Here is a 20,949-nt window from a genome sequence, read left to right as displayed (position 1 = left end):
CGAGGCCGGTCTTGCCAGATGAGACAGTCGACGAGGTATTGACCTTCGTCCCGGATTGCTTGAAGCAATCAGGCTGCCTTGCGGATCTCCCAGGCCTTTTCAAACGCATCCTTAATCGGCTTCGACACATCCTCGCTAGCTCTCAACATCCATGCCTGGAGTGCCTTTGCGTGCTCGGCCGAATTTTCGATCTGTTTGCGCAGGAATGCGGCCTGCAGTTCGAGGAACTCAGACGGCGACTTCACGGCAACCAGCGCTTCGAGGTGCGTGAAGCCGGTTTCGGCATTGGCCTGCAGTGCGGCAAGCGTCCTCGCGAGGAGCTCGTTGCCGGTGATCCTGGCCATTTCAAAGGTCGACTTGGCAGCCGTTTGAGTCGTTTCAGCGTCCGAGCTCAATTTGGAAGATATTTCCTTCGACTGCTCAACGCTCTGATCCGCGACAGCACGGACTTGCTCGGCAACCTTGGACGGCTCGACGGGAGAGATTTCGACGTTTTCGATCATTTCGGACTTACCGGTGATCTTGGACATTTTTTCATCCTTGTTCGGGGAACGGCCGCAAAAGCCGCCCCCTTCATGTACGAAATCGTCGCAACGGATTTGTGAAGCTGGCGTGGAATCGGGCGCGCCAACTACACCCTTGTGCTGCCCGAATGTTAGCGCGACGAAGATTGCCAGGCCTAAATTGCGGGGGGCGACACCCGGATGGGCTGGAACGGCGTTGATGTCGTGATTAAGACAGGCATGAAAGCAGTCATATCGTCGGGTTGAGATGATTACCGGCCGGCGAAGGCGTCGCAACTGGAACCCAGCGAAGAGGGCATGGATCGTTGTGGGAGGGGCAGAGCCGAACGCCAACATCTCGCCAGTCGAGGCATTGGGCCATCAGCCGCAGTATCGCAGATGATGTTCCCTTCTACGAGTCCCGGCCTGTGATGTCTTCTGCAGCGGTCCTCTGTTCGGGCACATCTCGTTCCGCTGCAAGATCTGCCTCAGCGTCAAATCCAACTTCCCCCAGATCGATGTCTTCTGGTTGTCGGTCTTGAGCTTTCGGGACATCTTCTTCTCGACGACGAACGGCTTTGTCTGCTGACGCATAGATCCTCCAGGCGACGAATCGCAAAATGAACGATATCGCCAGCGTTGCTGAGTGCAACTGGGATCGAACGACGAGCTGGTGCACTCGCTGCAAACGCTCATTTGCTGCAACGATCGCCCCGAGGACAGCAGACAAAGAAGCCTCCGCGGCCGCGAAAGGCTCGCGACGGCGGCTCGATTCCAGGACCGGCCCGCCATTTCTGGGAGGTGATCCGTGCAGATATCTGGTGTGGATCATGCAATCCACCTTGAGCGCGCTCCATAGCCATCAGCCACTTTCAGCCGGCCGAGGGCCGGATCTTGATAAGGTCCCTCTGGAGATTGGTCTCTTGTTAAGAGCGTAACGGTCTGCGCCGTCTTACTGCGTTGCTGGTCACTCTACCGTGCAGCGGCCCTGAAAAATGTGACACATGGACCACAATGATCAGGCGCTCGCCTTTTGCGGTTGGCTGAAGGTATTGTCAGGGCGCGGCAGACCGAAATGGTCCCTCAGCGTTGCCCCCTCATAGTCGTGCCGGAAAAGTCCGCGCCGGCGCAAGATCGGCACCACCTCCTCGGCGAACACGTCGAACCCGCCCTGCAGATAGGGCGGCATGACATTGAAGCCGTCCGCCGCACCATTGTCGAACCATTCCTGGATGTTGTCGGCAATCTGTTCGGGCGTCCCGGCCTGGACCCAATGCCCGCGCGCGCCGGCGAGGCGGTGCAGCAACTGGCGGATGGTTGGATTTTCGCGCTCGATGATGTCAAGCACGACATGGAACCGGCTGCTCGCACCGCGCTCGCCCTCGACACTGATGAGCTCGCGCGGAAATGGGCCGTCCAGATTGTAGCCGGAAAGGTCGGCATCTACGATGCGGCGTAGCTGGTGGAGGGAATATTCCGGCTGCGTCAGCTCATTAAACTCGTCATGCAGTGCCCGGGCTTCCGCCTCGGTCGAACCGATGAACGGGCTGATGCCCGGCAAGACCTTGACGTGGTCAGGGTTGCGGCCAACCGACTTCACTCGCGCCTTGATGTCGGCATAAAATTCCTGCGCGTTGCCGAGAGTCTGATGGGCTGTGAATATCGCCTCGGCATAGCGGCTTGCGAACGACCGTCCGTCTTCCGATGAACCCGCCTGGACGTAGACCGGACGCCCCTGCGGAGAGCGCGGAAGCGTGAGCGGACCCTTCACCCGATGATATTTGCCGATGTGGTTGACCGGGTGGATCTTGTCGGTGTCGGCAAAGATGCCGGACTCCCGGTCCGAGACGAGCGCGTCGTCCTCCCAACTGTCCCAGAGCTTGGTTACCACATCAACGAACTCGCCGGCGCGCTCATAACGGTCGGCGTGGGTTGGATGTCGGTCAAAGCCGAAATTCAACGCTGCGGACTCGTCACCCGTCGTGACGATGTTCCAACCGGCGCGCCCACCGCTCAGATGATCCACGGAAGCAAACAGCCTGGCCAGATTGTAGGGTTCGTTGTAGGTGGTCGAGGCGGTCGCGATGAACCCTATTCTTTCCGTTACGGCGGCGAGCGCCGAAATCCAGGTCAGCGGCTCCAGCCTGAAGCGGCTCGCGTAGCGGATGTTGTCGGCGAGCGCAGGCCCGTCGGCAAAGAACAGCGCGTCGAACTTGCTCGCCTCGGCCTTCTTCGCCAGTTCCTGATAATAGGCGATGTCCAGCACTCTATCTGGGGCGGAATCCTTGTAGCGCCAGCCGGCCTCATGATGGCCGCCTGGATAGATGAAAAGGTTGAGATTCAACTGTCGTGATTTGGCGGGCATATGTGGTCCTCCTGGGTGGTGAGGCTGAGCGAGAAGTCTTGGGGGCCCTCAGACCGGCAGCACAGGCTTTGCCTCGACGCCGAGATGACGCAGAAGTTCGGAGCGGATCTCGCCGAACCGGCGGTAGCCATGATCGCGTGGCCTGGGCATATCGATGACGATGTCGGCGGCGATGCCGCCCTTGTCGAGCACCAAGACCCGGTCCGCCAGCGTCACGGCTTCGTCCACGTCATGAGTGACCAGCAGCACGGCCGGCTGGTGACGGGCGCAGAGCTGGCGCAGCAGATCGTGCATGCGCAGGCGGGTCAGCGCGTCGAGTGCGCCGAACGGCTCGTCCGCAAGCAGCAGCTCGGGATCACGAACCAGCGAGCGCGCCAAGGCCACGCGCTGCTGCTCCCCACCAGACAGTTCAACCGGCCATGCCGTCTCGCGGCCGCTCAGGCCAACCTCTTCTAGAGCTATCCGTCCGCGTTCGGCGGCTTCCGGCAGGTCGAGGCCAAGAACCACGTTCTCCAGCACGCGTTTCCACGGCAACAGTCGGGCATCCTGAAACACCACCGATTTCTTATCGGGTGTCTCGAGCCGGCCGGACCCGGAGACCTTGTCATCGAGATCGGCGAGCGCGCGCAACAATGTACTCTTGCCTGACCCGCTACGGCCGAGAAGGGCAACGAACTCTCCCTTTTCGATGTCGAGGCTGAGGCAGTCCAGAATGGTCCGCGGCCCGAAACTCCTCACGAGGCTCTCGACCCGCACAAGCGGCGCGCCGCTCAATCCGCCAAGGTGCGACGCCATGACAGCGACCTTTCTTGGAAGAGCCGGACGATGCCGTCGCAGCCGAGACCGAGCAACGCGTAGACGACGAGGCCGACGATGACGATGTCGGTCTGGCCGTAGTTGCGCGCCAGATCGATCATATAGCCGATGCCGCTGGTGGCATTGACCTGCTCGACCACCACCAGAGATAGCCAGGCATAGGTCACCGCCAAACGCAGGCCGAGGAAGAAGCCGGGAAGGGCGCCCGGCAGGATGACCTCACGGATGAATTCGCCGTAGCCCATTCGTAAGGTCTGGGCCAGTTCGACATAACGGCTGTCGATACTGCGCAAGCTGCTGTGGGTCTGGATATAGATCGGGATCAGGACAGCCAGCGCGATGGTCGTTACTTTCATGCCTTCGCCGATGCCGAACCACAGCATCAGCAGCGGGATCAGCGCGAGCGTCGGTATCGCCCGCTTGATCTGAACGGGGCCGTCGATGATGGCCTCGCCAAGCCGCGACAAACCTGAAATGAGGGCGAGGGTGGTCCCGATCAGGACGCCGAACACCAGCCCCTGTGCCGCCCGCCAGGCAGACGTCATCAAATGAACCTGAAGCTTCCCTTCGGCGATGAGATCGATGGCCGTGCCAATAACCGACCAGGGCGCCGGCAGCGTTCTTGGGTCGATCAGGCCGGCGATACTGCCGATGGACCAGATCACGAGAAGAAGTGCGGGCCCGATCATCGCGCCGAACGGGATCGCTCGCCCAAGCGCAAGACGACGCCTCGTCGCGGTCTTGCGGGCCTGTACAGCGGGCGTAATCAGCTCCCTTTCATCCGATGCGTAGGGAATGGGAAGTGCAACCGCGGCGGTATTTGAGATTGCGTTCATCTGGGTCGTCTCCAGTCTCGAGGAGCGGGCGTCAGGATGCGTTCAACGCATTTGCGGCGATCGTCTCGAAGCGCCTGTCGAAAAGGTCCTCGGCCTTGATCCTAGGCCTGTTCAGTTCCCTGGCCAGGAGATCGATCGTCGCCTGCTGGCGCGCGATCACATCGTTCCAGTCCGAGGGAATGTCGAACTGACCGTCGGCGTCGACGAGATACTGGCCATCTTCTGCGTTGAGGCCTTGGGTGGCGACGTAGTAGCCCGCGATCCACTCCTTGGGATGTTCCTGCACCCATCGGGTCGCAAGAGCCCAGTAGCGCACATATTCGGCGAGAGCGGCAGCTTTGGCCGGGTCGTCAAGCACGGCCTGTGGAGCATAGAGATGGGCCGGATCGTCGCGCAGGCCGTGTGGGATGGTGGTGGCGCCGTCGGCGCCATACTGGTGGAGATAGTGCTTGACGAGGACACCCCAGATCGGGGCGACGTCGACTTGCTTGCTGGCAAGTGCCACCGGATAGGCATCACCCTTGCTGGGCAATTCGATGAGCGTGACATCCTCTCTTTTAAGGCCTGCAGCCTGCAGCACCCTCAGCACCAGCGCGCCTTGTGCCTGACCAGGGCTGAAGGCGATCCGTTTGCCGCGTAAATCCGCGAGCGTCTTGACCTTGACGCCCGGCGCAATGCCGAGTTGATAAATCGGGTGCGCAACCGGTTCCTTGCGGAACTTCGCGGCAATGATCTTGACCTTGAGGCCCGTCCAGGTCGCGTGGATAGGCGGGATGTCGGCGACGGATCCGAGGTCCAGCGCGTTGGCGCGAAAAGCTTCGATTGTCTGTGGCCCGCCGCTGATATTGGCCCATTCGACCTTGAACGGTAGTTGATTGATCAGCCCGGAAAGTTCCAGCGCCCTCTGCGTCTCGGGATCCCCGATGCGAAGCACAGCGCCTTCCGGAATTTTGGACGGCAGCTTACCCGCGCCCGGACTGCCCGCCTTGGCACCGAAAGGGGCGGAAGAAGCAACCAAGGTCACCGCAAAAGCGGCCACGAGGCCGCCAAATTTCCTTCTCGAAAATCTCTCCACAGCTAACATCCTCGTCTTGCTCCTTGGAAATGGCTGACGGGGTTCAGTATGTCTATCAATTATATAGACGATAAAGTATCGGATGCTGTTCTTAGCTGCCAGAGAGAAACGCTGTTCGTCTCCAATGCTCATTTGGGGGCACGCATCCCACAAAAAGGCGGATGGTCCGCCGCAAGACCGCCGCTGTTAAAGTGAAGATAGGAGAAAGGCGGTTCCGCCGGGGAACGAGGGGCGAGGTTGCCCATCGCTACACGATTTCGCGGCTACATCCGTGAAGGACGTTCTAGGCTTCTTCATACTTTGGCCGTTCGCCAACCGGCCCACATGCTTCCCATTCGGAACAGAAGCCCCGGTTTTTGTACGCATGGCCAGATAATATTCCTTGACCCGCCCGCGACAAATATGCTCGGCCCGGTCGTCGACGCAATCACTCCAGGCAGCAACATGAAATGACAACCTTCGATCTTCGCCGTCGGTTTGCCGCCGAAGCCTTGGGCACGGGCCTCCTGGTCGCAACGGTCGTCGGCTCCGGCATCATGGCCGAGACGCTGACGCATGATGTGGGGCTGGCGCTGCTCGGCAACACGCTGGCGACCGGCGCTATGCTGGTAGTCTTGATCACCATCCTCGGGCCAATCTCCGGCGCGCATTTCAATCCCGCCGTTTCGCTGGTGTTCTGCCTCAACCGGTCGCTGCCTCCCCGCGATCTTCCTGCCTATCTGGTCGCCCAGTTCGCCGGCGGCATCGCCGGCACGATCGCGGCGCATCTCATGTTCGCCCTGCCGGTGCTGGAGGTCGCGACGAAGCTGCGTTCCGGGCCAGCGCAGTGGTTTTCCGAAGTTGTCGCGACATTTGGGCTTGTCGCCGTCATTCTCGCCGGCATTCGCTTCGAACGGCGGACCGTGCCGTGGCTGGTCGGGCTCTATATCACGGCGGCCTATTGGTTCACGGCATCCACGTCCTTCGCCAATCCTGCTGTCGCCGTGGCGCGCTCGCTCACCAACACCTTCTCGGGCATCAGGCCGGTCGATTTGCCAGGCTTCATCGTCGCCGAACTGCTCGGCGCCGTGATTGCGCTTGCGCTGATGGGCTGGCTGCTCAAGCCCGAACCTGTTCAGCAATACCAGCCACTGAAAGCAGAGCCATGACGGTCACGATCTATCACAATCCCGATTGCGGCACCTCGCGCAACACGCTCGCCATGATGCGCGCCAGCGGCGAAGACCCGGCAGTGATCGAGTATCTGAAGACGCCGCCGAGCCGCGAGCGGCTGCTGGAACTGATCGCAGCTATGGGCATCACCCCGCGCGAGCTCTTGCGGGACAAGGGAACGCCTTATGCCGAGCTTGGCCTTGCCTATCCGAAATGGAGCGACGACGAGTTGATCGATTTCATGCTGACCCACCCCATCCTAATCAACCGGCCGATCGTCGAGACGCCCAAGGGCACGAGGCTCTGCCGGCCTTCGGAGGCGGTGCTACTGCTGCTCGACCATCCGGTGCGCGAATTCGTCAAAGAAGACGGTGAGAAGGTCGACTATACACAGCCCAATTAGCAGTCGCGATTGCTCTCGCCCAGATCGTCATCGTTTTCCCAGTCGCATAGGCCAGCCATGGGGCTCGTACCTGAAAACGGCTGTGGCAGCGTTCGTCTCTTTTAGCGACGTCCATTTGCCTTGACGCGCGTGCTGCCTGCCTTTGCAGTAGCGCTCCCTGTCTAGTTCCCTGCCGCGCGGGTCGACGTTCCGGCGATCTGCCCATTGCCGCGGTTTTTCTCAATCTTTTCCGCGATATCGGCCAGGCGCGCCGCCCGGTCAAACCCCGCCCGCACCACTCCCGCCGGGAAGGGGCGGGACCGTGTTAGGGCCTGACCGGCCGGCTCAATCGCCCGGCCCTGCTTCTCCGCGTCTTGAGAAAAACCCGACGCAAAAGGAGCAAGGTCATGTCGGACACCAACGAAACCCCGCGGCAGGACGTCTACAGCCGCATCACCAACCAGATCATCGAAGCCCTCGAGCAGGGCGTAAAACCCTGGACGCAGCCTTGGAGTGCCGCCCATGCCGCCGGCCACGTCTCCCGGCCGCTTCGCCACAACGGCCAGCCCTATGCCGGCATTAACGTCCTGACGCTCTGGGCGTCCGCGATGACCGGGCACTATGCCGCGCCAATCTGGATGACCTTCAAGCAGGCCATCGAGCTGGGCGGTCGTGTCCGCAAGGGCGAAAAGGGCTCTCCCGTCGTGTATGCCGACACCCTGCGGCGCACCGAGACCGACGAGGCCACCGGCGATGAGGCCGAGCGCTTCATCCCGTTCCTGAAGGCCTACACGGTCTTCAATGTCGAGCAGGTCGACGATCTGCCCCCTCACTTCTATGCCCGCGCCGAAAATGTCCGCAACCCGGATGAGCGAATTGCCCATGCCGAAGCCTTCTTCGCCGCGACGCGCGCGGATATCCGTCACGGCGGCGACTGCGCCTACTACAACCCGGCTCTCGACTTTATCCATATGCCCGCCTTCGAGGCCTTCCGGGATGCGCAGGCGTACTATGCAACAGTTGCCCACGAGTCGACACATTGGACCCGGCACGCCACGCGCCTTGACCGTGATTTCGGCGGCAAGCGGTTCGGAGACGACGGCTATTCCCTTGAGGAGCTTGTGGCAGAGTTGGGCGCCGCGTTCCTTTGCGCCGACCTGGGGCTGCGCCTCGAGGATCGCGACGACCACGCCGCCTATATCGGTCACTGGCTCAAGGTGCTGAAGGGGGACAAGCGAGCGATCTTCGCCGCCGCGGCACACGCGCAGCGCGCCGCAGACTACTGTCGCGTTTCAGCGCCTCCGAAGCAGCCGCCGCGTGAGCGGCGGCCTTCTGAACCGACGCGATTATGATATGCGACAGCTGGCCGTCGCTGCCACGCCGAGTGCCTCGTTACGCCTCGGCGTGGGTATCGGCGCGCAAGAGGACATCGTCAAAAATAACGCCGGCCTCGTCGCTTATGGCTGACAGGGCGACTTGATAGCGTGCATACTCGCCGGGCGCGAATTCCACTCCGAACCGGTCGACGACATCCTTTTGGGAAAGCCTGAAGCCGTAGGTGCGTAGTGACCGGCGCCCATTGGTGTCGCGCGCCGAGACCGCAACCACTTTCCAAAAGACAAGTGGATACTGCACGACGCCGGTCCCAAAATCCTCAGACGGATCGTTCGCGTCCAAGATCGGTCCCGCTATGATGCAGGCGCGCGTGTCACCGGATTGCAAGTCGCGTTGAATGTGATTTTCGAAGCCGCCCCACAAGCCTTGAACTCCTGGCCATTGCTTTCCCGGTTGGGAGCGGTTGAAGGCGGCGTGCTGCGGCGTGCAATTTGAGAAGTGAAACGTGTCGGAATTGGCAAACTCGATTTCCGTCGGCGTATCGCCCCAGGCATTGTCTTCCCTGCGCACGATATGGCCCCGGTCAATCTGTTTGGCTGGCGCGTAGATATCGGGATCACCCAACTGGTATCGCTGCGGGATTCGCGGGTCAAACACCCAGCGATCTTGACCGAAGAAGGCGCGGCCGCTGGAGGTCCTTTTCGATGCATCGTAATCGACGTTAACCGCTGACCACATCTGCATTCGCCGGGAAGCGTTCATTGCCAGGCTGAAGTGGTGGTAGTTGAGCACGACGGTCTGGCCATTTTCCTTATACATCTCCTGGTCCCGCTCCTGCGAAATGCGAGGCAGCGGCACGGTGATATCGTTTTCGAGGAAATCAGTGTTGTAGCCTTCTCGATCGTCGTAATTGGGGTCGAAGCGAAGTGCTTTCTCGAGTGCCTCGTCTCCCGCGATCTCGGCCGTCGCCTGAGGAATCTGTGATGCCGGCACGCCGCTACCAACGAAAATCGTCACTGGTCCGGAAAAATTCATGGTAACGCCGCCCATCACGTTTCCTTTCGTGTTTGCGAAAATTTTGGAGGGATCAGGTAGTAGCAGCGCTTCTGGCGCGCGAGGCGTCGCTAGCTTCGCGACCTCATCGGTAGGATCGGTCGTGTTGGCCAGCAATTCGTCCAAAAGATGCTTGGAGGCGGGCGTGGTCGGCACAAGCCCCCCGAAGGCCTTGACCAATGCGCTTATTCGCACACCCTCGTTAGCGATCCAGTCTATTCCGTCGTCTGGTTGCCCAGGTGACCACGGAGAACCGTCCTTGTTGAGGATCGTGTTGCCACGCATTTTTGGGATGGAGGCGTGGTGCAAACCGACGACCTCCCACATTTCCGAATAGCAGGCGGAGCCCGATGATCCTTCCTCGGTGTCGGTCTCGTACCGGAGGAAGCCGTCGTCCCGCAGCTCAAGCAGCCGGCAATTCTGCATCGCATAGCGTTTTGGCCCGCCGTCAGGATATTCGATCATCCGGATCGGCATTCCAGGCAGGATCTTTGACCGCGATCCATTGATCGCCAGGAAGTTGACAGAGGAGAGAAGCTCGCCGGTGATCGCCTTCGGCTTCACCGCGACGAGCGCGAAGTCGAGATCCTCCGCCGAGAAGAAAAGGGCGTCCGGATCAAACTCGAAAATGATGCCGCGAGCGACACCCGATGCCGTCTCATCATGAAGAAAGTTGGCGCCGGTTCCTCGTACCGAGCCGGGATCCGGAAATACGTGCCAGTTGGTCAGAAGAACGTTAGGTGAAACCATGAACCCGGTCGCAAACCCGACCGGATCGACCTTCGGATCGACGTTGGCCACGATGCGCGCGACCGGCCGGCCAGCGGCTCGGGCAGCATCGTCTGGCGGCAAGGTGTACCAGTCAAGGGTAGGGCCCATCTTGCGCTCGACGAACACCGGAAGACGGCCTTGTGCCTTCAGTTCGCTCGCCTGATCAAAGCTCGAACGGCGAGCGTCGTAGCGCGCCTGTTCCGATGGCGTCACTTGCGTCGTCGCAGGCGTTGGCGGCTGCGCTTTCCATCGTTTTGCAGCCGCAATCATTACCGCGCGGCGGCGCTCGTCGAACAAATTAGTCGCGGCCATGGTAGATTCCTCCGTCCAAGGAATAGGGGAAGTCAATAGAACTATATTTGACGATAGAAATTGAGAGATTGGACTTAAAACGATTAGCGTTCAAACGCTGTATGTTAAACGGCTAACAAACTTCACTCGCAGGCCTCTCGAATCGCGCTGATGCTCTAGAAATTTCTTTCAAAAATCCCAGACACCTCTTACATCATTATGCTACAAAGAGTAATGTGCGGTCAATGTGAAGAATAGAGTTCTCAACGAAGTTCCTAGGGCGGGATCGCTTGTTTGGTTGTCTTTGGCGGCAGGCGCTGCGGCGCCGGCCTGCGCCTAGGGGGCCTGAACGTCATTCGATCCCGTAGAGATCGCAAAGCAGCGCCACCGCTTCAGCAGGTGCAGAGCATTCTTGGGGGAGACGTCCATGACAGCGCGTACCGGACCGGACACGAAGTTGCGTGTCGCTCACTTTGTCGCCGCCGCTCGCCGGTTCGTTCCGGTCCTTCTCATCTTGCTTGGCGTTTCGGGCTGCGAAAAAAATCTCTTCCAGGCGCCACCTCATGGTGGCACTGCTGATGTGCCGCCGGCACCCATGACGGAAAGCGTGCTCACCCTGGTGGCGCAAATCCCGTATGGGACGCTAGTGCAAGCAGCGCAATCGAGGATACCGCAATCCGTTCCGGTGCAAGGAGATGGTCACATCGGATGTGTCGGTGTTCCTCAAATAAATGGAGGACACGTGGGGCATCATACCGAGTGCAAATGGATCGGTATCCGTGTTTGTGCTGAAGTACCTGACATTACCGCGCCAAGCCTTGAGTTTAAAGATCAATGCGCCGACTATCATGGGCACGCTGATATCAAAACGGATGGCCCTCTTGTCGTGGCCCAGGCGGGCAATGGCGTTCATGTCGAACAGCCGTTGTTTGTCGGGGGTCAGGCCGGCGTCGGCGGCGACCTCGCCAAACTGCTTTCGCTTTCCGGAAAGGACTTCGAGGCTCGGCTGGTCCCAGGCCTCGATCTGCAGCTCGATATGAACGATAAATGGTGCCCCGTGCTCGCGGGAACCCCAACCGGCAGATGGGTAAGCAGTGCTTCGGTAGAGGTCGTGGGCAAAAACTGCCTCGGCTTTGATTTCGGCAACCTGGGGCACCCCCAAGTCTGCGCAGGGCCGATAAATCTGGGACTGGCTGACGTGTTGAACGGCCAGATCAATGACCACCGTTCCAAGATACAGGATGCCATCGCCAAAGCTCTGCCCTGTGACGCGCTTCGGTCAAAGGTTGAGGCCCAATGGCACGCCATTTCGATCAAGATCGACCGAGCGGACAGCACGCCCGCCTATCTCAACATCGTCCCCACAGCGGCGAGCTCTTCGGGCCTGGTCGGTGAAGCGCAAGGCATGAAGATGACCGTGCGTGTCGCGGCAAAGACCAGTCTTGCCGCAGAACCAGTTGCCACGCAGTCCCAGCCTCTGCCGCCATTGGGTAAAACATCAGCCGATCGAAGTCAGGCCGATATCACCCTGCAAGCAACCGCACCCTATGGATTGCTGTTGGCCGAGCTGTCAAAGAACCTTAAGGGTCGCGATTTCCAGCAGCAGACGCCCGCAGGCGCCATCGATGTCAAGGTCGACGATGTTGATCTCTATCCTAGCGCTGGCTCTGTCGTGGTTGGCTTGAAGGTACAGGCAAAGCTGCCCGGCAAGTTCTTGAATACGACCGGCTGGGTTTACCTCTCAGGGCTGCCCCGGGTCGAGAAAACTGGAACAGCGATCTCGATCGATGAATTGCATTTCGCGACCGTCCTGGACAACGCCTTCTGGAAGGCAGCTCAATCCCTATTTGAAACCCAGATCCTAGCAGATTTAGAGGCTCATTCGAAAGTCGATCTCAACAAGCAGATCAACGACGCGTCCGATGAGATTTTGAAGGCCGTTCACAATACCAACGTTCCGGGATTGAAGATTTCCGCTGACACTCCGTCGATTGAACTTCTCGACATCACAGTCGGGCCGAAAAATCTGATTGCCAGTGCCCGCCTCAAAATGAATTTCGATATGGCGCTATCGGCTGATTTTGTAGGTCAGTAGCCCTTCTGCCGAACGAGCCGTGGCCACTCATAACGGTCGTGTCCCATCAGGTGGTGTAGCTCGGCGGTTACGAAGCCGCTCGCGAGCGCGCCGTTAGTAACGCGGTAGCGAGTGAGCGGCGTGTCGGTGGTCATCGGCGCTTTCCGGTAGGGTTTGGTTGTTGACGCCAACCCATTTCGGAAGGACCACCGATGACCGACGACATGATGAACCTGCGCACGCTCGTGGAGAAGACCCCGGATGCTGATCTGCTGCGCGAGATGATCGGCTTTGCCGCCGAGCGGCTGATGGAAATGGAGGTGGGCGCGGCCACCGGCGCCGGCTATGGCGAGAAGAACCCGCTGCGGCTCGCCCAGCGCAATGGCTACCGCGACCGGGACTGGGAGACGCGGGCCGGCACGGTCGAGCTGCGCATCCCGAAGCTCAGGAAGGGAAGCTACTTCCCGGGTTTCCTCGAACCGCGCCGCATGGCCGAGAAGGCGCTGACCGCCGTCATCCAGGAAGCTTATGTGCAAGGCATCTCGACCCGGTCGGTTGACGACCTGGTCAAGGCCATGGGCATGAGTGGCATCTCGAGCCAGGTCTCGCGGCTGTGCGAGGAGATCGACGGCAAGGTGAAGGCCTTCCTCGAGCGGCCGATCGAGGGTGATTGGCCATACCTGTGGATCGACGCCACTTACCTGAAGGTGCGCCGCGGTGGGCGGATCGTCTCGGTCGCCGTCATCATCGCCGTCGGCGTCAACGCGGACGGCCGGCGCGAGGTCCTGGGCATGGAGATTGGCACCTCGGAGGCCGAGCCGATCTGGACGCAGGCTGACACGTCGCGGCCTGCGCGGCGTCAAGCTCGTCGTCTCCGACGCGCACGAAGGCCTCAAGAGCGCCGTCACCAAGGTGCTCAGCGCGACATGGCAGAGGTGCCGCGTCCACTTCATGAGGAACGTGCTGGCCCATGCCGGCAAGAGCGGCCGCAGGGTCGTCTCAGCCTTCATCGCCACCGCGTTTGCCCAAGAGACCTCGGAAGCCGCCAGCACCCAATGGCGCGCCGTCGCCGACCAGATCCGCCCGAAGGTGCCGAAGCTGGCGACAATCATGGACGACGCCGAGCCCGACGTGCTGGCCTACATGACCTTCCCGAAGGAACATCGCGCCAAGCTCCATTCGACGAATCCGATCGAGCGTCTCAACGGCGAGATCAAGCGGCGCACCGAGGTCGTCGGAATCTTCCCGAACGACGATGCGATCGTGCGCCTCGTCGGCGCAATCCTGCTCGAACAAAACGATGAATGGGCAGTGCAGCGGGCCAGATATATGACTCTGGAAACGATCAGCCAGATGAGCGATGATCCCCTCATCAGCCTGCCAGCCGTGGCGCGCTGATCAGCCCGGCCCATGCCGGAGAGCACGGCGACCAATGCCGCCAGCTACACCACGCAGCGGGACACGATCCTCATAACGATCAAGAGGTGCAAATGACGCAATCGCAGCTTAGCAAGGTTTGGTTTGTGGTCAGTGCGCTTCTTCTCTATTACGCCCTGAATTCTTGGGTGGTAGCGCAAGGCGGGGAAGAGATATTCGGTGCAAAGCTGGTCATGAAGGGGAGGGTGCCTGCAGTAATGATCGCAATCCCGATATGTTCAATTTTGCTCGCACTAACCTCACTTGTTGGACGCGTCTATTCCCTACGCGCCGGCTCGAAATGGCATGACCGAATACCGGTTGTCGGCTTCGACGGGATCGATACGGGCTCGCGTGAAGGGCGCGTCTATCAAGGCGTGATGATTACAGTCTTCTCCCTGCTGCCCGCGATTGCGCTGGTCTATTTCTGGTGTACGTTCCTCTCCGCGACGGTAATGCTGAACGACGGCAAGAAGGACCCAGGCGCCAGCCTTTGGGATTGGTCGCAGCTTCGGACGCTAAACGATCCCGCCCGTATCTGCACTGAATTTCACAAGGAGCTGGCCGATCCGTGTATCGGCAATGCGACCGTGCTGCCGGGCCTTGAGCCAACAATCTTCGGCGCGCTAACCCTCGCGGCCATTGTCGTACTCGCAATGCACTGGCGTGCCGTAGTGAGCGCCAATTGCATGAGCCCCAATCGATCAATCACGGCCCACGGCAAGTAAGTTAGGCGGCAAGTCTTCGCGCTGCTACCGAGCGGCAGCTAGGGATGCAGCTCAGGCCATCAGCGGACCGCAACTGTCACTCAGTCGCAGGCGATGAAAGATGTTTGCGGCCCAGCAATACTTTGCAAACCGAAGGCCGGGAGTTCAATCCTCTCTCGCAGCACCAGCCCTTCCGAAGCAGCATCAAAACTTAGAGTTTTCCGTGGCTTCCGCCTGTGCGGACTGTTATGGGAATGTGCTCTGGTATGGCGGGAATTCGGTGGAGAATGAGGGGTCTATCCAAGCGCAACGGCTCTGACGTTTGGCAAGGCAAGTTCCGAATCCCCAGCGTCTCTGGGATCGGCGCGACGATTTGCTGTAGCTGCGGGCCTCTGGGATAGGCGGAAGCCAGGAGTTCACAAAGTCCCTTGGAGCGCGGGACAAGGGGGGCGCGACAAGAGGCTCGACACCTGGGAGGCCTGGCAGGGTCTTCTGAACACCGGCCCGCAGCGCCTCAGCCATCAGCAACTCGTGGCCCTCTCGGATACTGGGCGAGGAGTTCGAAGAGCCTATGTGCGGATTCTGCCTTGCCGTCACTCTGCAAGGCTGCCACAAGAAGCTGCCGATCCCCGTCAGTTGCAGCAAGTGAAAACAATCGCGTTTTTTCTTCTTCCGAAAGCACGGCTTTAATCCCCAACGCCAGTCACTCGCAGCCCTCGTTTACTTTGCTATGACGCGAGCGATCAAGACTGCCAAACTGCGAAGTAACTGCCACCGGTACTGCGGACGCCCATCCCGGCAGAGTCCCGCTCTGTTCCAGTTCCTCCCGCACTGCATCGTTAAAGACTTCGGGAACGAGCCAGGACAGACTGTCATAGAAGGGATGGTGCGGCTGCACTTGCTGGTCCGGCTCAAGGGCTATCGCCTTTACGATGTGCTGCTTCACCGTGAATCTGAGTATGTTGGCTAGGGCTGTCCTATCGATCAGCATCCGTAGCACGTCAGCGCACCGTTGCTGGGGACCTCCGCGTGAAAGGAAGGTATTGAGGGCCGCCGTAGCATTCGGCATCTGACGATATACAAGGTCCTGGTAGCGCCCTCCAGCCTCGTGGAGGAGCGTCATCGTGATCGCCACCAGACGGGCAAAGTTGTAGCGAGCCTCGGGGCTTTCCGGGGCCAACGGCAAGGTGTTGAACGCCTCCACCACCTTAGGCAACGCCATATGGTCGGCATACCAGTTCCCGTCCGTTTCTGCCTTCAACTCCTTCAAGGCATCAATCCATGGGCGTCTCCGGGCGCGAAATGCCTCAATGTCGGGCAGGAGCATGTTGCGGTAGTAGGGCAGCCCCCTTTTGGGAAACGTAAGGGCGTCGAAGCGGACCAGATGAGTTTCCACAACGGCCCCGGCTTTGAGCAGGAAGCACTTCAGGACCAGGGTCTTCTCGCGTTCCGATGCCGTGACCGCTTCCTGATCCAACGCGAAGGCATTGTTCTTGTGCCGTAGGATCACATCCCGGAAGGAAGACGGAAGATTCTCCAGGCGCGGCTCGACTCCGTGCAGTATCCAGACCAGCGGCATCCCCTTGCCCTCATAGAATATCCCCCGTTCGGATATCTCTGGCTGGAACGTGTTGGAGAGCTGGACTTCGCAGACGCATTCCGGGAAGCCCTTCCAATGGAAGCGGACATCGGGGTAGCGCCCACCCTGCCCATCGTCTCCGGCAATGTAGGTCCTATCGATTTCGACCGCCTGGAACCGAGCGTCCAGCCTCACTAGACGAGCTAGCTCCGCGCACAGGAATTCATGGGCGGCAGACACCTGGTTGCCCTTGTATTGCGCCGCGCGGGCTTCATCTGGAGTAAGTTTGGAGGCAGGGTGCCAAGGGCATCCGGCGCCTTCTCCCTGGCGATGCGCGAAGTAGGGAAAGCGGCGGGTGCCTTTCGGCCTTTCGGACACATAGACCAACCCGCCGCATCCAGGAAACATACAGACGGCTTTGAGACCGTTGGGGTCTCCGTTGTGGCCATCCGATATCCGGTTCCGAAGTGTCCGCCATTGGTCTTCCCGCATAGCGACTAGATCACTACTAGATACGACACCAGGAGCTGGAAGGATTAACGCTCCCCTTACTGTTCTTCTGAGATCAGGCAAATCGTCGGTCAGCATCGCGACTCAATCCTTGTTGCGGGAATGGTATCATCACCGACACAAGGTTGTGCGCTTCTACACGCTTTGAGGCGCGGACTCCTGACAGCGAAGCGAAAAAGGCACGCCATCATCTGGCCGCTACGGACTGTCGAGACCGATGGGGAAGATAGAGGCAAGGTCTTCCTCAACATCAATCTCAAATTCGGCGGCCAGCGCGGAGAGCTGCAATCCGAATGTAGCCCGTAGTTCCCCCAAAGCGACAAAATAGCCAGGCGCTAGGATACGTTCTTCACTGTGATGGTGCGGGCTGACAGGCGGCTGCCCGTAATGATCGCGAAGGCGAAATGCAATGTTTCGATAGTCTGGAGGCGCGTCCTCCAGAAAGTGACGGCTCGCGGTGCGCAGATGCCGAACACGACGGGCGACCCCGGAGTTCTCAGGAAGCTGGTTCAGGATTTCTGTAAGCTCATTCCGGATTTGGATCACCGACCGATCGACGTCGCCGGGCACCTCGAAGTGCATCGGCACGAAGAGCACGCGCCGATTTTCCAAAAAGTTGAAGAGTCGCAATATTACGGTTCTCTGTGCCGGCGGTGGATTCCAGCTTGTGCTTAGGCCAAGAAAGCCGATCCCAGTTAGCCTGCTTCGGATGGCGTCGAAGCTGCGCCGGACACTTGGCATCTCGACTTACCCCCTGCTGATTCCTGCCCGCATGATCGACGCGGCGGGACAAAAAGAAAAGACCACCCGATGAGCCTTGACACCCGCGCCTAGCCGGGCACCTTGACTAAAATGTGCAATCTCTACAACATCACGAGCAGCCAAGACGCCCTGGCGATTGTCGAGAAGCCGTCCACTCAGATCAAGTTTCCACAACAAACGCCTGCCCAAAGGTCGTTGTTCTAGGGGGCAGGGGAACATGTCATACATTCTTGAGGACTCAGCGAGAGCCGTCTCAGAGAACAGCATTTCCCGTCGCCAGTGTTTCGCATGTGGAGGCCCACCCAGCTCAGGGCGCGGCGAACATGTCGTTCCGCAGTGGTTGCAAAGGCAGTTCAAGCTAGCCAATCAGCGCCTTACCCTTATCAACCAAAGCTTGATACAATATCGACACTTAACGGTGCCCTGTTGCGTAGACTGCAATACGGGCTTCCTATCAAGGATAGAGAGTGCCGTTCAGCCGATCTTTCGACATGGAACACTTCAATCCATCACCGAAAAGATGGTGGTCGGGCGTTGGCTGGCAAAGATACTCATCGGCCTACTTGTCAAGGAAACTAGCCTGCTCTTTGACCGCGCGAGGCCGGAGAGCGGGCCGATTGTCTCCTCAGAATTTATAGAGGAACTGCATCATTGCCACTTCCTGATGCAAAGCGCTCGCAAGCCGACCGTATTCCGGTGTCTGCACGGTGACCTACCGTTCTCGCTTTACCACTTCAAGATTGCCGACGGAGGAGAAGACTGCTTCGATTTATCAACGAACATCTTTGGGCAGTCCGTGGCTGTAATGGCCGGGCAGTTGGGGGTTTGTTTCGTTAGCGATGGTGGGCTGCAAATGGAGGTCGGGCCGCTAGGACCCTTCAACCTCGCCGGGTCAACGGTATCCCGCACACAATTCAGAGAGCTGGCGGCTCGGGTGCATTACAAGGCGGCATTGCGAGATGCTACACATTTCTACGTGACCGCCGAGAGCCCAGAGGCTCTCCAAGTGGATCAAGTTAGAGTGGCCCCCTATTCTAGAGGTGTCCTACCGGGTACTGAGGAAGTCCGAATTTTCCGAGACTGGAACGACGAAGAATTTAGCTACGCCCTGACAAATGCCCTTCGCACTACGCGGTCAGCCTTGCTAGATGAGGCAACGGGACGGTGCGGTACTACGCTGTTTGATAAGGAGGGAAATCTCGCAGTAGTTTCATTCCAAGGCCGCCAGATGGGGTAACGGGCCTCTCGCGCCGGCTACCGAGGGGCTTTGGTCGAGGCGGTCGTCCCTCACAATGAACCACGGACGCTCCAGAAAGCTAGGTCCCCGAAGCTGCTGGCAGCACTGCCCATATTCTCTGCAAACCTTTCAACACTCATTCGGGCTTGATAGGCGGTTGGCGAGTGACGCTTGCGGATCAAGCCAGGAGAATGACTATGTTGACTGGTGTGCGTCCTACGACGCTCAAAGGTATAAAAAGTCTCGCTGCGCAACTGCGCAAGGAACACGGGATTAAGCATGCAATAGCGCTCGATCTTGCGGCTCAGGCAGCAAGTTGCGCGAATTTTCGGAACGCCCAACGCTTACTTGCCCAAAGACACGAGGAAGCCCCACGTCCGTACGTTCTGCTAAGCATTTATTGGTGCGATGACGAGCAGAAAGATGCCGGCGGGCGCGAGACCCTAAAGGTCGAACTTTCGCGATCAATTCTGAAAATCTGTGGGAGATATGCCCTTAAGAAGGTCCGAGGGTTCGGCAACCTTCGGATGGTCGCGGATGACCATTTCGTCTGCGATGCCCTGGCTCCCTCGCAGGTGTATGCCCGCGAGCGTCTATGCAAGGCAGAGCGTTCGATCCGCTTCATGGAATATACCGGGTTGCGTCATCCCCGAAGTTCCGAAGCTGACCCTAAAATTCTGCCCTAAGAAAAACTGCCAAATAGGGATCATGCCTCCGCTTGGATCGACCCTAACAGTGGCCAATTCATTTTAGTCGACGAACCCTACGGGAACGCCCCTGACGAGATTAAGCGGGCCGCTTGGGCCGCTCGCACGGGCTGGAAGCTCGTGAAGACTGCTTGGCCAGGAATGTACAGCCCTTACGATTGCGACCTCTACGTTGCTACGGACGCCAGATTTGGCTATGATTTGGACGCCGTTGTTGGAAAAATCGACGCCATGCCGGCTCCTTTGGTTGCTGAGAATTGGGCCGGGGAATCGTCTCCGTCGTGGGATACGTTCGTGAGCCCGTTGGCCAAGACGGTCCAAGATATGCGCCGAGCTAGGTGCCGCGGTATGGTCTATCCGAGTGCCAGCGCCACTTCCGTACCCTACTCCTACCAACTCGGCGCGACCGGGCGTCGGCCGGTCGGTGAACTTGGCGTCTCCAGACATCTTGAGGCAGGGAGCATCATCAAAGCAGTGTTGATGTCGCGCTATCGGTCCGGCGGAGTCTGGAATCGCCTAAGCCCTGTGCGCTCCACATTGGAGGACTGGTTGAACCTTGAAAAACGTCGAGGAGGGCTCGACGGTCCCGAGTTTTTCCAAGTCTACTATGGGGATACGGTCGCAAACAAAGACCACCTTGAAAAAGCGAAATCGCGAGAAGGTGTCATATGGATGCTTGGCGAGCTAAAGGCGGAACTCCAGAGGGCATATTCGAACTGCGCCCCACTTCGCCGGCAGCTCCATCGCATTGAGATGTCGATATCCCTGATTAAGAAAATGAAGCCAACGGGTAATTGAAGCTCTGGCGGCAGCGTGCAAATCGCACGCTGCCCGCTTTTCATTTCATCCTTATGAGCCAACCGCGAATTGGATTTCAGCAATTCAACGCGGTAAGGGTCTATGCATCGGCCTGCGGCCAGGTCAGTTTCCCCCGACCGACGCGCAAGGCTCTCACCAGCCGCGTGTTGCCTGGTAGGCGACCCGAAAAGAGCCTGGGTTTGGGATCGACCGCCGGTTTCCTAAAGGGGGCGACGCGTTGGTAGTCGGGCGTCGTCAGCCATGTCCGACCATCGCCCTCGTCGGTAACGATCCGATAGAGGCCGGCAGGCGGGGCAGCCGCGATGTCGAGTAGGCGCCTATACCGTTTGATCGACCACTTTTGGATAGCGCCGCTAAGAGCTTCAGTGCGGAAGCGCGCCCAGAGTGCGGCAGTCTCAGGGGTCGGCCAGTCGCCTGCATCGGTGTAGGCTGTGATCTCGTCAGATTTGAGCCACGCACGCATCTCGGCTGCCATGACGAAGGCCGGCTTGGCATCCTCGATCGCCGCCATCGCCGCTCGCCGCGACGGAAGACCCGCTCGGATCAGCATCGACATCAT

The 20,949-nt window shown here is 59.4% G+C and carries 17 protein-coding genes and 1 pseudogene; 8 read left to right on the top strand and 10 right to left on the bottom strand.

All coding sequences use genetic code 11. The annotated features are described in order from the left end of the window. Positions 1 to 68 precede the first annotated feature (68 nt). The 6 genes from RFM52_RS20510 to RFM52_RS20485 form a co-directional block, all read right to left on the bottom strand. On the bottom strand, positions 69 to 530 hold the full coding sequence (locus RFM52_RS20510) for a phasin family protein (RefSeq protein WP_320297834.1): 462 nt from the start codon (positions 528 to 530) through the stop codon (positions 69 to 71). 354 nt (positions 531 to 884) lie between these two features. Continuing rightward, the gene (locus RFM52_RS20505) at positions 885 to 1,097 is read right to left on the bottom strand and encodes a hypothetical protein (RefSeq protein WP_320223083.1); all 213 of its coding nucleotides are present in this window, start codon (positions 1,095 to 1,097) and stop codon (positions 885 to 887) included. Positions 1,098 to 1,521: 424 nt separating this feature from the next. Continuing rightward, positions 1,522 to 2,868, bottom strand: a complete 1,347-nt coding sequence (locus RFM52_RS20500) for an LLM class flavin-dependent oxidoreductase (protein WP_320297833.1) — start codon at positions 2,866 to 2,868, stop codon at positions 1,522 to 1,524. Positions 2,869 to 2,916: 48 nt separating this feature from the next. Next, positions 2,917 to 3,663: an ABC transporter ATP-binding protein gene (locus RFM52_RS20495; RefSeq protein ID WP_320297832.1), complete on the bottom strand. Its 747-nt coding sequence runs from the start codon at positions 3,661 to 3,663 to the stop codon at positions 2,917 to 2,919. Further along, a complete protein-coding gene (locus RFM52_RS20490; protein WP_320297831.1) occupies positions 3,639 to 4,520 on the bottom strand; it encodes an ABC transporter permease in 882 nt (293 codons plus the stop codon). The genes RFM52_RS20495 and RFM52_RS20490 overlap by 25 nt, the downstream gene beginning before the upstream one ends. Positions 4,521 to 4,551: 31 nt before the next feature. Next, complete coding sequence (locus RFM52_RS20485) at positions 4,552 to 5,604, bottom strand: ABC transporter substrate-binding protein (RefSeq protein WP_320297830.1); 1,053 nt, start codon at positions 5,602 to 5,604, stop codon at positions 4,552 to 4,554. Between the two features lie 440 nt (positions 5,605 to 6,044). Between RFM52_RS20485 and RFM52_RS20480 the strand changes: the two genes are divergently transcribed. From RFM52_RS20480 to RFM52_RS20470, 3 genes are all read left to right on the top strand, one after another. After that, the gene (locus tag RFM52_RS20480) at positions 6,045 to 6,743 is read left to right on the top strand and encodes an MIP/aquaporin family protein (RefSeq protein WP_320297829.1); all 699 of its coding nucleotides are present in this window, start codon (positions 6,045 to 6,047) and stop codon (positions 6,741 to 6,743) included. After that, positions 6,740 to 7,150, top strand: coding sequence for an arsenate reductase (glutaredoxin) (arsC, locus tag RFM52_RS20475; protein ID WP_320297828.1), 411 nt, complete (start codon positions 6,740 to 6,742; stop codon positions 7,148 to 7,150). Before RFM52_RS20480 ends, arsC begins: the two co-directional genes overlap by 4 nt. 386 nt (positions 7,151 to 7,536) lie before the next feature. Further along, positions 7,537 to 8,481 (top strand): ArdC family protein, encoded by a 945-nt coding sequence (locus RFM52_RS20470; protein ID WP_320297827.1) that lies wholly within the window; start codon positions 7,537 to 7,539, stop codon positions 8,479 to 8,481. A 40-nt stretch (positions 8,482 to 8,521) separates the two neighbouring features. On the opposite strand, the gene RFM52_RS20465 is transcribed toward RFM52_RS20470, so the two are convergent. Then, the gene (locus RFM52_RS20465; RefSeq protein WP_320297826.1) at positions 8,522 to 10,600 is read right to left on the bottom strand and encodes a DNA/RNA non-specific endonuclease; all 2,079 of its coding nucleotides are present in this window, start codon (positions 10,598 to 10,600) and stop codon (positions 8,522 to 8,524) included. Positions 10,601 to 11,006: 406 nt separating this feature from the next. Here RFM52_RS20465 and RFM52_RS20460 point away from each other — a divergent pair, with 406 nt between their 5' ends. Then, positions 11,007 to 12,674, top strand: coding sequence for a DUF4403 family protein (locus RFM52_RS20460; RefSeq protein WP_320297825.1), 1,668 nt, complete (start codon positions 11,007 to 11,009; stop codon positions 12,672 to 12,674). Here RFM52_RS20460 and RFM52_RS20455 read toward each other — a convergent pair. Then, positions 12,668 to 12,808, bottom strand: a complete 141-nt coding sequence (locus tag RFM52_RS20455; protein ID WP_320297824.1) for a hypothetical protein — start codon at positions 12,806 to 12,808, stop codon at positions 12,668 to 12,670. The two genes, RFM52_RS20460 and RFM52_RS20455, sit on opposite strands and share 7 nt — an antisense overlap. Positions 12,809 to 12,865: 57 nt before the next feature. On the opposite strand from RFM52_RS20455, the pseudogene RFM52_RS20450 reads away from it, so the two are divergent. Together RFM52_RS20450 and RFM52_RS20445 are read left to right on the top strand one after the other, a co-directional pair. Then, positions 12,866 to 14,051 (top strand): annotated as a pseudogene (locus RFM52_RS20450) (IS256 family transposase). 92 nt (positions 14,052 to 14,143) lie between these two features. Further along, positions 14,144 to 14,797 (top strand): hypothetical protein, encoded by a 654-nt coding sequence (locus RFM52_RS20445; RefSeq protein WP_320297823.1) that lies wholly within the window; start codon positions 14,144 to 14,146, stop codon positions 14,795 to 14,797. 682 nt (positions 14,798 to 15,479) lie between these two features. Here RFM52_RS20445 and RFM52_RS20440 read toward each other — a convergent pair. Together RFM52_RS20440 and RFM52_RS20435 are read right to left on the bottom strand one after the other, a co-directional pair. After that, positions 15,480 to 16,742 (bottom strand): competence protein CoiA family protein, encoded by a 1,263-nt coding sequence (locus RFM52_RS20440; protein ID WP_320297822.1) that lies wholly within the window; start codon positions 16,740 to 16,742, stop codon positions 15,480 to 15,482. Between the two features lie 321 nt (positions 16,743 to 17,063). Next, the gene (locus RFM52_RS20435; protein ID WP_320297821.1) at positions 17,064 to 17,606 is read right to left on the bottom strand and encodes a DUF6650 family protein; all 543 of its coding nucleotides are present in this window, start codon (positions 17,604 to 17,606) and stop codon (positions 17,064 to 17,066) included. Positions 17,607 to 19,061: 1,455 nt separating this feature from the next. Here RFM52_RS20435 and RFM52_RS20430 point away from each other — a divergent pair. Then, positions 19,062 to 19,550, top strand: coding sequence for a hypothetical protein (locus RFM52_RS20430; RefSeq protein WP_320297820.1), 489 nt, complete (start codon positions 19,062 to 19,064; stop codon positions 19,548 to 19,550). A 162-nt stretch (positions 19,551 to 19,712) separates the two neighbouring features. After that, entirely contained in the window at positions 19,713 to 20,369 is a 657-nt protein-coding gene (locus tag RFM52_RS32815) for a DUF5623 domain-containing protein (RefSeq protein ID WP_430700522.1), read from the top strand. Positions 20,370 to 20,949: the final 580 nt, after the last annotated feature.

The sequence above is a fragment of the Mesorhizobium humile genome, from assembly GCF_033977215.1.
In the GTDB taxonomy this organism is placed as follows: domain Bacteria; phylum Pseudomonadota; class Alphaproteobacteria; order Rhizobiales; family Rhizobiaceae; genus Mesorhizobium; species Mesorhizobium humile.
This window is presented reverse-complemented; position numbering and strand designations above follow the sequence as displayed.

Coding starts and splice junctions, on each gene's coding strand:
- RFM52_RS20510 (WP_320297834.1), bottom strand. CDS start 530: ATGTCCAAGATCACCGGTAAGTCCGAAATGATCGAAAACGTCGAAATC.
- RFM52_RS20505 (WP_320223083.1), bottom strand. CDS start 1,097: ATGCGTCAGCAGACAAAGCCGTTCGTCGTCGAGAAGAAGATGTCCCGA.
- RFM52_RS20500 (WP_320297833.1), bottom strand. CDS start 2,868: ATGCCCGCCAAATCACGACAGTTGAATCTCAACCTTTTCATCTATCCA.
- RFM52_RS20495 (WP_320297832.1), bottom strand. CDS start 3,663: ATGGCGTCGCACCTTGGCGGATTGAGCGGCGCGCCGCTTGTGCGGGTC.
- RFM52_RS20490 (WP_320297831.1), bottom strand. CDS start 4,520: ATGAACGCAATCTCAAATACCGCCGCGGTTGCACTTCCCATTCCCTAC.
- RFM52_RS20485 (WP_320297830.1), bottom strand. CDS start 5,604: ATGTTAGCTGTGGAGAGATTTTCGAGAAGGAAATTTGGCGGCCTCGTG.
- RFM52_RS20480 (WP_320297829.1), top strand. CDS start 6,045: ATGACAACCTTCGATCTTCGCCGTCGGTTTGCCGCCGAAGCCTTGGGC.
- arsC (WP_320297828.1), top strand. CDS start 6,740: ATGACGGTCACGATCTATCACAATCCCGATTGCGGCACCTCGCGCAAC.
- RFM52_RS20470 (WP_320297827.1), top strand. CDS start 7,537: ATGTCGGACACCAACGAAACCCCGCGGCAGGACGTCTACAGCCGCATC.
- RFM52_RS20465 (WP_320297826.1), bottom strand. CDS start 10,600: ATGGCCGCGACTAATTTGTTCGACGAGCGCCGCCGCGCGGTAATGATT.
- RFM52_RS20460 (WP_320297825.1), top strand. CDS start 11,007: ATGACAGCGCGTACCGGACCGGACACGAAGTTGCGTGTCGCTCACTTT.
- RFM52_RS20455 (WP_320297824.1), bottom strand. CDS start 12,808: ATGACCACCGACACGCCGCTCACTCGCTACCGCGTTACTAACGGCGCG.
- RFM52_RS20445 (WP_320297823.1), top strand. CDS start 14,144: ATGACGCAATCGCAGCTTAGCAAGGTTTGGTTTGTGGTCAGTGCGCTT.
- RFM52_RS20435 (WP_320297821.1), bottom strand. CDS start 17,606: ATGCCAAGTGTCCGGCGCAGCTTCGACGCCATCCGAAGCAGGCTAACT.
- RFM52_RS20430 (WP_320297820.1), top strand. CDS start 19,062: ATGTTGACTGGTGTGCGTCCTACGACGCTCAAAGGTATAAAAAGTCTC.
- RFM52_RS32815 (WP_430700522.1), top strand. CDS start 19,713: ATGTACAGCCCTTACGATTGCGACCTCTACGTTGCTACGGACGCCAGA.